This window comes from Micromonospora sp. ATCC 39149 (assembly GCF_000158815.1).
In the GTDB taxonomy this organism is placed as follows: domain Bacteria; phylum Actinomycetota; class Actinomycetes; order Mycobacteriales; family Micromonosporaceae; genus Micromonospora.
In genome coordinates, this window is the sequence record NZ_GG657738.1 from 5,832,755 (window position 1) to 5,842,971 (window position 10,217).

Sequence of the window (10,217 nt, forward strand, 5' to 3'; positions counted from 1 at the left end):
CCGCCGCCGGGGCGGTCGGCTGGTCGGCGGTGCACGGGGTACACGCCGCGCTGCACACCGTGGACCAGCTCGCCCGGGAACGTCGGGCCGGGGTCCGGCAGGCCGCCGCCATCGCGCTGGTCGGCATGGCGATGCAGCCAGAGCTGCGCCAGCGCGTCCGGGTGGAGCTGGACCGGTGGGCGACCGGCGGGGCGGCGCACCTGCGCGACACCGTCGCGCGGGCGTATGCGCTGGGTCTGGCGCGGCTCTGGCCGGAAACCGCCCTGGTGCAGCTACGCCGCGTGGCCGAGGCGCGCATGCAGCGCCGGAACAACTCGGTGGTACGCGGCCTGGTGGAGGTGTACGTAGCCGGCCACGCGGCGAGTGTGCTGCCGGCGCTGGCGGAGTGGGCCGTCGCCGAGGACCAGCCGGAGGTACGGCTGCACGCCGGGCGGGCGCTGCGGGTGCTCGCCGACAGGTGGGTCCCCGCCCCCCGGGAAAGCTGGCCGGAGCTGCTCGACCTGGCCCGCGCGGGCACCGTGCGGATGTCGGACCTGGCCACCTGCTGGGCGACGGCGCTCAGCCTGCCGGGGACCGCGTACCGCGCGTGGCGGACGCTTGGCTTCTGGCTCAACCGGGCCGACGGGAACCCCGAGGTGGCGGCCCTCTGCCTGCACCTGGTCGACCTGGTGGTGGCGGGACGGGAGCCGCTACGCCACCGGCTGGACCACCAGCTCCGGCACGTCTGGGGGCCCCTGATGCCCCGCAACACCCTGTTGCGCCACGTACGACGCCTGATTGACGAGGACCCCTCATGAGCATTCCGTACAAGCCCCGTCCGTCGGCGCAGCGGCGCTGGTGGCAGATCCTGCTCTCGCTGTTCGGGCCGGCGCCCGTGAGTCCGCCGCCCCCGCTGCCGGTGCCGCTGGCACCACCGCAGGTGGTCACCTACCGCCTGGATGCGCCGGAACCGATCCTGGTGCCGGCCCGGGGAGACGCGTTCGACTTCCGCCTGTTCGCCGTCTACCACTGGCGGGCCCACCACATGAGCGCCGGGGCGCTGCGCCAGCGCGCGGAGAGCTACCTCGCCTGGGCGGCCGGGATCGTCCGGGAGCGCGCCACCGACCTGGCCCGTGAACACGAGCCGCACCGCTCGCACGAGCTGGAACGGGCGCTGAACAACCTGCTGGTGGGGCAGCACTGGCCTCGGGACGAGAGCCGTCCGCACTTCACCGTGCAGGTACGGGTGAGCCCGGACGAGCGGGTCCGGGAGCGGCTTCGGCCGTACTGGGAGGAGCGGATCAGGCTGGAGTGCAACCACGAGCTGGAGCAGATCCGCGCCCGCCAGACCGACGAGCTGACCCGCCGGTGGTGCGCGGTGTTGCAGGCGTTGGAGGACGATCCGGTCACCGCGCACGCGGCCCGCCTGACGGGGGAGCAGTTCGCCGAGGTGTTCCGCCGCTACGTCGCTGAGCGCCGGGAGGCGGTGCCGGAGCTGCTGACGCTGCTGCGGGAGGCGGTGCGCGGGCACAACGACCTTGGCCTGGGCCCGTCGGAGTACACCGAGGCGTGGGACGCCGCGCTGCGCACGTACCAGCGGCAGCACGGCATCGACCAGCGCGCGAACTGATCGACTCCCTTTCCCGGCGCTCCCCGCCGCGAAAGGGAGTCTCCCCGTGCCCGTGTCACCGGTCACCTCCTCATGCCCATGCAGCGGGAGGTATGACCTTGCGGCCCGACGTGACAAGCCGGTAACCTTCTCTGCATAGTCATGCGGAGGTAAGAATGGGTATCCGAGTCGCGGTCGCGGGGGCGAGTGGTTACGCAGGGGGCGAGCTGCTGCGCCTGGTCGCCGGTCACCCCGAACTCGACCTGGTCACCGCCACGGCGCACAGCCAGGCCGGCGCGCCGGTCACCGCCGTACACCCGCAGCTCGCCGGGCTGGACCTGGTGTTCGCGGCGACCGACCCGGCGGCCCTGGCCGACGCGGACCTGGTCTTCCTGGCCCTGCCGCACGGCGAGTCGGCGGCCCTGGCTGCCGCCCTGCCGGAGTCGGTGCGGGTGGTCGACCTGGGCGCGGACCACCGGCTGCGTGACGCCGCAGCCTGGTCACGGTACTACGGCGGCGACCACGCGGGGGCCTGGGTCTACGGCCTGCCCGAGCTGCCCGGCCAGCGCGCGGAGATCGCCGCCGCGACCCGGGTGGCCAATACCGGCTGCTACGCGGTGGCCACCACCCTCGCACTCGCCCCGCTGGTCGCCGCCGGCGCGGTCGCGCCCGCCGACGTGGTCGTGGTCGCCGCCTCCGGCACCTCCGGCGCGGGCCGGGCCGCCAAGGCGCATCTGCTCGGCAGCGAGGTGATGGGCGACCTGTCGCCGTACAGGGTCGGTGCCCACCAGCACGTGCCGGAGATCAAGCAGGCCACCGGCGCGACCAGCCTGTCGCTCACCCCCGTCCTCGCGCCGATGCCGCGCGGCATCCTCGCCATGGTCACCGCCGTGCCGACCGGCGGCGCGGACCCCCGGGCCGTTCTTGCCGAGGCGTACGCGGACGAGCCGTTCGTGCACGTGTTGCCCGACGGCGCGTGGCCGCACACCGCCGCCACCCTCGGCTCCAACTCCTGCCACCTCCAAGCCGGCGTCGACGTCGACTCCGGCCGGGTGATTGTGGCCAGCGTCATCGACAACCTCGGCAAGGGCGCCGCCGGCCAGGCCGTGCAGTGCGCCAACCTGATGCTCGGGCTCCCGGAGACCACGGGCCTGTCCACGTTCGGAGTGGCACCATGACCGTCACCACACCGAGAGGGTTCCGGGCGGCCGGCGTCGCCGCGGGGCTCAAGAGCGGCGGCGCCGACGTCGCCCTCGTCGTCAACGACGGCCCCGACGCCGGGGTCGCCGGGGTTTTCACCGCCAACCGGGTCAAGGCCGCCCCCGTGCTCTGGACCCAGCAGGTCGTCCGGGGCGGGGTGGCCCGGGCCGTGGTGCTCAACTCCGGCGGCGCGAACGCCTGCACCGGTCCGTCCGGCTTCCAGGACACCCACGCCACCGCCGAGCACACCGCCGCCGCGCTGACCTCGGCCAGCTCCCGGCTGCGGCTCGGTGCCGGCGACGTGGCGGTCTGCTCCACCGGCCTGATCGGCGAGCGGCTGCCGATGGACAAGCTGCTGCCCGGCGTACGCGCGGCGATCCGCGCCCTGTCCCGGGCCGGAGGCGCGGCGGCGGCCGAGGCGATCATGACCACCGACACCCGGCCGAAGACCACCGTGGCGGCCGGCAGCGGCTGGACCGTCGGCGGCATGGCCAAGGGCGCCGGCATGCTCGCCCCGGCCATGGCGACCATGCTGTGCGTGCTCACCACCGACGCGGTGGCCGGGCCGGCGGCACTCGACGCCGCACTGCGCGCCGCCTGCCGGGTCACCTTCGACCGGGTGGACTCCGACGGCTGCATGTCCACCAACGACACGGTGCTGCTGCTGTCCAGCGGCGCGTCCGGCATCGAGCCCACCGAGGCCGAGCTGACCGAGGCCGTCACCGCCGCCTGCCACGACCTGGCGCAGCAGTTGCTCGCCGACGCGGAGGGCGCCACCAAGCAGATCGCCATCGACGTCGTCGGCGCGGCCGACGAGGACGACGCGGTCGAGGTGGGCCGGTCGGTGGCCCGCAACAACCTGGTCAAGACGGCGCTGTTCGGTAACGACCCGAACTGGGGCCGCATCCTCGCCGCCGTCGGCACCACCGCCGCCGCGTTCGAGCCGGACGCCCTCGACGTCGCCGTCAACGGCGTCTGGGTGTGCCGCTCCGGCGCCGCCGCCGAGGACCGGTCCAAGGTGGACCTCACCGGCCGCGACGTCACCATCCGCATCGACCTGCACGCCGGGGAGGCCCAGGCCACCGTGTGGACCAACGACCTGTCCCACGCGTACGTGCACGAGAACTCGGCGTACTCCACGTGAGCGGCGTCGACGACCTCGCCCGGGCCCAGGCCAGGGCCGAGACGCTGATCGAGGCGCTGCCCTGGCTGGCCCGCCTGTCCGGGGCCACCATCGTGGTCAAGTACGGCGGCAACGCCATGGTCGACCCCGCGCTCCAGCGGGCCTTCGCCGCCGACATGGTCTTCCTGCGCTACGTCGGCATCAAACCGGTCGTCGTGCACGGCGGCGGCCCGCAGATCTCGGCCATGCTCGGGCGGCTCGGCATCGACAGCGAGTTCCGCGGCGGGCTGCGGGTCACCACCCCCGAGGCGATGGACGTCGTGCGGATGGTGCTGGTCGGCCAGGTCGGCCGGGAGCTGGTCGGGCTGATCAACGCGCACGGCCCGTTCGCCGTCGGCCTCTCCGGCGAGGACGCCGGCCTGTTCACCGCCGTGCGCCGCCCGGCGTACGTCAACGGGCAGGCCGTGGACGTCGGCCAGGTCGGCGATGTCGAGTCGGTGAACACCTCGGCGGTGACCGACCTCATCGCGGCCGGCCGCATTCCGGTGATCTCCACCGTCGCGCCGGACGCCGACGGGGTGCTGCACAACCTCAACGCCGACACCGCCGCCGCCGCCCTCGCGATCGCCCTTGAGGCGCGCAAGCTGGTCGTCCTCACCGACGTGCCGGGTCTCTACGCCAACTGGCCGGACACCGACAGTCTGGTCAGCGAGATCACCACGGACGACCTGGCGAAGCTGCTGCCGTCCCTGGAGTCGGGAATGGTCCCGAAGATGGAGGCCTGCCTGCGGGCGGTGCGCCACGGCGTGCCCGCCGCGCACGTCGTCGACGGCCGGGTGGCCCACTCCACGCTGCTGGAGGTTTTCACCTCGGAAGGATTCGGCACGATGGTGGTGAGCGCGAGGAGTGAGCTTGCGAGCCCCGCAGTCGCGAACGGGGAGGGCGTTGTGAGCGCGAGGAGTGAGCTTGCGAGCCCCGCAGCCACGAACAAGGAAGGCACGGTCCCGTCATGAGTATGCTGGTGGAGCGTTGGCGGCAGTCGCTGATGGACAACTACGGCACGCCGCCGCTGGCGCTGGTGTCCGGGTCCGGGGCCGTCGTGGTCGACGACGCCGGCCGCCAGTACGTCGACCTGCTCGGCGGCATCGCGGTCAACGCCCTCGGCCACGCGCACCCCGCCGTGGTGGCCGCCGTGTCCCGGCAGGTCGCCACCCTCGGGCATGTGTCCAACCTGTTCGTCGCCGAGCCGCCGGTGGCCCTCGCCGAGCTGCTGCTGGCCCTCGCCGGCCGCCCCGGCCGGGTTCTCTTCGCCAACTCCGGCGCGGAGGCCAACGAGGCCGCGTTCAAACTGTCCCGGCTCACGGGCCGCTCGCACGTGGTCGCCACAGTCGGCGGGTTCCACGGCCGTACCATGGGCGCGCTCGCGCTCACCGGCCAGCCCAGCAAGGCCGACCCGTTCCGCCCGCTGCCCGGCGACGTCACCCACGTCCCGTACGGCGACGTGGCCGCCCTCGCCGACGCGGTGACCGACGCCACGGCCATGGTGATCCTGGAGCCGGTGCAGGGCGAGAACGGCGTCGTCGTCCCGCCCGCCGGTTACCTCGCCGAGGCCCGGCGGATCACCGCCCGGCACGGCACGCTGCTGGTGCTCGACGAGGTGCAGACCGGTGTCGGCCGCACCGGGCACTGGTTCGCCCACCAGGCCGACGGCGTCGAACCCGACATCGTCACCCTCGCCAAGGGCCTCGGCGGTGGCCTGCCGATCGGGGCCTGCCTGGCCTTCGGCCCCGCCGCCGAGCTGCTCGGCCCCGGCTCGCACGGCACCACCTTCGGCGGCAACCCGGTCAGCTGCGCCGCAGCCCTCGCGGTGGTGTCCACCATCGCCAGCGAGGGGCTGCTCGACCACGTCAAGCGGATCGGCGAGCGGCTGCGCCGGGGCGTCGAGGCGCTCGGGCATCCCCTCGTCGCCGAGGTGCGCGGCGCGGGCCTGCTGCTCGGGATCGTGCTCACCGCCGACGCCGCCGGCCCGGTCGCGACGGCCCTGCGCGACGCCGGGTTCCTGGTCAATTCGGTACAGCCGGGCGTGCTCCGGCTCGCCCCGCCGCTGATCCTCACCGTCGAACAGACCGACGCGTTTCTCGCCGCCCTGCCCGCCGCCCTCGACGCCGCCACCCCGCAGGCCATCGCATGACCCGCCGCCTGCTGCGCGACGACGACCTCACCCCGGAGGCCATCGCATGACCCGCCATCTGCTGCGCGACGACGACCTCACGCCCGCCGAGCAGGCGACGGTGCTCGACCTCGCCGCCCGGATGAAGGCCGAGCGGTTCGCCCACCGGCCGCTGGCCGGGCCGAGGTCGGTGGCCGTGCTGTTCGACAAGCAGAGCCTGCGCACCCGGATCTCCTTCGACGCCGGCATCGCCGAGCTGGGCGGGCACCCCCTCGTGGTGGACACCCAGGTCACCCACTTCGGCCGCGGCGAGACCCTCGCCGACGCCGGACGGGTGCTCTCCCGGTACGTGGCCGCGATCGTGCTGCGCACCCACGGTGACGACCGGATCGCCGAGGTCGCCGCCGGGGCGAGTGTCCCGGTGATCAACGCCCTGACCGACGGCTTCCACCCCTGCCAGCTCCTCGCCGACCTGCTCACCGTCCGCGAGCGGTGCGGCGGCACCCACGGGCGGACCCTGGCGTACGTGGGGGACGCGGCGAACAACATGTCGCAGTCGTACCTGCTGGCCGGGGCGACCGCCGGCATGCACGTGCGGGTCGCCGGGCCGGACGGGTTCGACCCCGACCCCGAGGTGGTGGCGCGGGCCGAGGAGATCGCCGCCGGCACCGGGGGATCGGTGCGCGTGCTGCGCGACCCGGTCGCCGCGGCCCGCGACGCCGACGTGCTGGCCACCGACACCTGGACCTCGATGGGGCAGGAGGACGACGGGCTGGACCGGATCACCCCGTTCCTGCCGTACCAGGTCAACAAGACCCTGCTCGGGCACGCCGCACCGGGCGCGATCGTGCTGCACTGCCTGCCGGCGCACCGGGGCGAGGAAATCACCGACGAGGTACTCGACGGCCCGGCCAGCGCCGTGTTCGACCAGGCGGAGAACCGGCTGCACGCCCAGAAGGCGGTGCTGACGTACCTGCTGGAGAAGTCGGCATGACCCCGCCGTTGACCCGCGCCGCCCGGCATGCCCGGATCGTCGAGCTGATCCGCGACGGGGCGGTCCGCTCGCAGACCGAGCTGGCCGACCTGCTCGCCGGCGACGGCGTCGGAGTCACCCAGGCCACCCTGTCGCGGGACCTCAAGGAACTCGGCGCGGTCACCGCCCGAGGCGGCGACGGTCGCCCCGTGTACGTCATCCCGGAGGACGGCCACCGGCCCCTGCGCGACGCCGAGGCCGCCCCGGCGCGGCTGACCCGGCTGCTGCGGGAACTGCTCAACGAGGTGGACTCCAGCGGCAACATCGCCGTGCTGCGTACCCCGCCGGGCGCGGCCCACTACCTGGCCAGCGCGTTGGACCGGGCGGGTCTGCCCGAGGTCGTCGGCACCATCGCCGGCGACGACACCATCCTCGTCGTGGCCCGCGAGGCCGACGGCGGGGCCGCGCTGGGCGAGAAGCTCACCGCGTGGTCCCGCCGCGAGGAGACCGTTGAAGGGAACACACCATGACCGAGCGGGTCGTCCTCGCGTATTCGGGAGGGTTGGACACCTCCGTCGCAATTCCCTACCTGGCCGAGCAGACCAACGCCGAGATCATCGCCGTCGCGGTGGACGTCGGGCAGGGCGGCGAGGACCTCGACGCCATCCGGCAGCGCGCCCTGGACTGCGGGGCCGTCGAGTCGGAGGTGGTCGACGCGCGCGACGAGTTCGCCGCCGAGTACTGCCTGCCGGCGATGCGCGCCAACGCCCTCTACATGGACCGGTACCCGCTGGTCTCCGCGCTGTCCCGGCCGCTGATCGTCAAGCACCTGGTCGCCGCCGCCCGCAAGCACGGCGGCACGATCGTGTCGCACGGTTGCACCGGCAAGGGCAACGACCAGGTCCGCTTCGAGGTCGGCATCGGGGCGCTCGCCCCCGACCTGAAGATCGTCGCCCCGGCCCGGGACTTCGCGTGGACCCGGGACAAGGCGATCGCCTTCGCCGAGGAGAAGGGCCTGCCGATCGACGTGTCGGCCAGGTCGCCGTACTCCATCGACCAGAACCTGTGGGGCCGGGCCGTGGAGACCGGCTTCCTGGAGGACATCTGGAACGCCCCGATCGAGGACCTGTACTCGTACACGTCCGACCCGGCGCAGGAGCGCGACGCCGACGAGGTCGTCATCACCTTCGACGCCGGCGTACCGGTGGCGATCGACGGCGAGACCGTCACCCCGTACCAGGTGATCCGCGAGCTGAACCGCAGGGCCGGCGCGCAGGGCGTCGGTCGGCTCGACATGGTCGAGGACCGGCTCGTCGGCATCAAGAGCCGCGAGGTGTACGAGGCCCCCGGCGCGATCGCGCTGATCACCGCCCACCAGGAGCTGGAGGCGGTTACCGTCGAGCGGGACCTCGCCCGGTTCAAGAAGGGCGTGGAGCAGCGGTGGGGCGAGCTGGTCTACGACGGCCTGTGGTTCTCCCCGCTGAAGAAGGCCCTGGACGCGTTCATCGACGACGCCCAGCAGCAGGTCAGCGGCGAGGTGCGGCTCGTGCTGCACGGCGGCCGGGCCACCGTCACCGGCCGGCGCTCCGAGGCCAGCCTGTACGACTTCGGCCTGGCCACCTACGACACCGGCGACACCTTCGACCAGTCCCTCGCCAAGGGCTTCGTGCGGCTGTGGGGCCTGCCCAGCAGGCTGGCCGCCGCGCGGGACGCCCGGTTGGGCGGGTGCTGACCGTGGGAACCACAATGGGCGGCGTGGACGACAAGAGCCTCACCGAGAACAGCGCCGCGACCAACCGTACGAGCCTGTGGGGTGGCCGGTTCGCCGGCGGCCCCTCCGAGGCGCTGGCCCGGCTGTCGGTCAGCGTGCAGTTCGACTGGCGCCTCGCCCCGTACGACATCGCCGGGTCCCGCGCGCACGCCCGGGTCCTCGCGGGCGCGGGCCTGCTCGACCCCGAGGAACTGGGGAAGATCCTGGCCGCCCTGGACGACCTGGAGGCCGCCTGCGCCTCGGGGGCGTTCCGCCCCACCGTCGACGACGAGGACGTGCACACCGCGCTGGAGCGGGGGCTGCTGGAGCGCCTCGGCAGCCTCGGCGGCAAGCTGCGCGCCGGCCGGTCCCGCAACGACCAGGTCGCCACCGACCTGCGCCTCTACCTGCGTGACCACGCCCGGGGCGTGGCCGCCCGCCTCGTCGAGCTGGCGGAGGCCCTGGTCGAGCAGGCCGCCCGGCACGTCGACACGGCCGCGCCGGGGATGACCCACCTCCAGCACGCCCAGCCGGTCACCTTCGGGCACTGGCTGCTGGCCCACGTGCAGCCGCTGCTGCGCGACCTGGAGCGGATGCGCGACTGGGACCACCGTACGGCGATCAGCCCGCTCGGCGCGGGCGCGCTCGCCGGGTCCGGGCTGCCGTTGGACCCGGTGGCCGTCTCCAAGGAGCTGGGCTTCCGCACGTCCTTCGCCAACTCGATGGACGCGGTCGCCGACCGTGACTTCGTCGCCGAGTTCCTCTTCATCACCGCGCTGATCGGGGTGCACCTGTCCCGCCTCGGCGAGGAGGTGGTGCTCTGGACGTCGCAGGAGTTCGGCTGGGTCGAGCTGGACGACGCCTTCGCCACCGGTTCGTCGATCATGCCGCAGAAGAAGAACGCGGACATCGCCGAGCTGGCCCGGGGCAAGTCCGGCCGGCTCGTCGGCGGGCTGATGGCCGTGCTCACCATGCTCAAGGGCCTGCCCATGACGTACGACCGGGACATGCAGGAGGACAAGGAGCCGGCCTTCGACGCGGTCGACACCCTGGAACTGCTGCTGCCGGCCCTCGCGGGGATGATCTCCACCATGACGGTACGCGTCGACCGCCTCGTCGCCGCCGCCCCCGTCGGCTTCTCCCTGGCCACCGAGGTCGCCGACTGGCTGGTCCGGCGCAACGTGCCGTTCCGCGACGCTCACGAGATCACCGGCAGGCTGGTGGCGCTCTGCGCGGCCCGCGACTGCGCCCTCGACGAGGTCTCCGACGCCGACCTGGCGGCGGTCAGCGAGCATCTCGACCCGTCAGTGCGCGACGTGCTGTCGGTGCGGTCGGCCCTGGCCGCCCGGACCACCCCCGGCTCCACCGGCCCCGGGCCGGTCGCCGACCAGCTCGCCGCCGCCGCCGACAAGC

Annotated in this window: 10 protein-coding genes; all 10 read left to right on the top strand. The window is 73.7% G+C overall.

The genetic code is table 11. From position 1 onward, the window contains the following. Window positions 1-797 (top strand): hypothetical protein (locus MCAG_RS25625; RefSeq protein WP_036375240.1); only part of this gene is annotated, 797 nt, incomplete at its 5' end. Beyond that, window positions 794-1,609: a hypothetical protein gene (locus tag MCAG_RS25630; RefSeq protein ID WP_007075859.1), complete on the top strand. Its 816-nt coding sequence runs from the start codon at window positions 794-796 to the stop codon at window positions 1,607-1,609. The genes MCAG_RS25625 and MCAG_RS25630, both read left to right, overlap by 4 nt. Window positions 1,610-1,764: 155 nt before the next feature. Beyond that, window positions 1,765-2,766 (top strand): N-acetyl-gamma-glutamyl-phosphate reductase, encoded by a 1,002-nt coding sequence (gene argC, locus MCAG_RS25635; protein ID WP_007075860.1) that lies wholly within the window; start codon window positions 1,765-1,767, stop codon window positions 2,764-2,766. Beyond that, entirely contained in the window at window positions 2,763-3,932 is a 1,170-nt protein-coding gene (argJ, locus tag MCAG_RS25640; protein ID WP_007075861.1) for a bifunctional glutamate N-acetyltransferase/amino-acid acetyltransferase ArgJ, read from the top strand. The genes argC and argJ overlap by 4 nt, the downstream gene beginning before the upstream one ends. Then, window positions 3,929-4,924 carry an acetylglutamate kinase gene (gene argB / locus MCAG_RS25645; protein WP_007075862.1) on the top strand — a complete coding sequence of 332 codons (996 nt, stop codon included), beginning with the start codon at window positions 3,929-3,931 and terminating at the stop codon, window positions 4,922-4,924. The genes argJ and argB overlap by 4 nt, the downstream gene beginning before the upstream one ends. After that, window positions 4,921-6,102: an acetylornithine transaminase gene (locus MCAG_RS25650; protein WP_007075863.1), complete on the top strand. Its 1,182-nt coding sequence runs from the start codon at window positions 4,921-4,923 to the stop codon at window positions 6,100-6,102. Before argB ends, MCAG_RS25650 begins: the two co-directional genes overlap by 4 nt. Window positions 6,103-6,148: 46 nt before the next feature. Next, complete coding sequence (gene argF, locus MCAG_RS25655) at window positions 6,149-7,075, top strand: ornithine carbamoyltransferase (RefSeq protein ID WP_007075864.1); 927 nt, start codon at window positions 6,149-6,151, stop codon at window positions 7,073-7,075. After that, window positions 7,072-7,584 carry an arginine repressor gene (locus tag MCAG_RS25660; protein ID WP_007075865.1) on the top strand — a complete coding sequence of 171 codons (513 nt, stop codon included), beginning with the start codon at window positions 7,072-7,074 and terminating at the stop codon, window positions 7,582-7,584. Before argF ends, MCAG_RS25660 begins: the two co-directional genes overlap by 4 nt. Next, window positions 7,581-8,786, top strand: coding sequence for an argininosuccinate synthase (locus MCAG_RS25665; RefSeq protein WP_007075866.1), 1,206 nt, complete (start codon window positions 7,581-7,583; stop codon window positions 8,784-8,786). The genes MCAG_RS25660 and MCAG_RS25665 overlap by 4 nt, the downstream gene beginning before the upstream one ends. A gap of 14 nt (window positions 8,787-8,800) precedes the next feature. Then, window positions 8,801-10,217 (top strand): argininosuccinate lyase (gene argH, locus MCAG_RS25670; RefSeq protein ID WP_007075867.1); only part of this gene is annotated, 1,417 nt, incomplete at its 3' end.

What these genes read in the sequence shown, in the direction of transcription:
- MCAG_RS25650 (WP_007075863.1), top strand. Translation starts at nt 4,921, where the DNA reads ATGAGTATGCTGGTGGAGCGTTGGCGGCAGTCGCTGATGGACAACTAC.
- MCAG_RS25660 (WP_007075865.1), top strand. Translation starts at nt 7,072, where the DNA reads ATGACCCCGCCGTTGACCCGCGCCGCCCGGCATGCCCGGATCGTCGAG.
- argC (WP_007075860.1), top strand. Translation starts at nt 1,765, where the DNA reads ATGGGTATCCGAGTCGCGGTCGCGGGGGCGAGTGGTTACGCAGGGGGC.
- argJ (WP_007075861.1), top strand. Translation starts at nt 2,763, where the DNA reads ATGACCGTCACCACACCGAGAGGGTTCCGGGCGGCCGGCGTCGCCGCG.
- argF (WP_007075864.1), top strand. Translation starts at nt 6,149, where the DNA reads ATGACCCGCCATCTGCTGCGCGACGACGACCTCACGCCCGCCGAGCAG.
- MCAG_RS25630 (WP_007075859.1), top strand. Translation starts at nt 794, where the DNA reads ATGAGCATTCCGTACAAGCCCCGTCCGTCGGCGCAGCGGCGCTGGTGG.
- MCAG_RS25665 (WP_007075866.1), top strand. Translation starts at nt 7,581, where the DNA reads ATGACCGAGCGGGTCGTCCTCGCGTATTCGGGAGGGTTGGACACCTCC.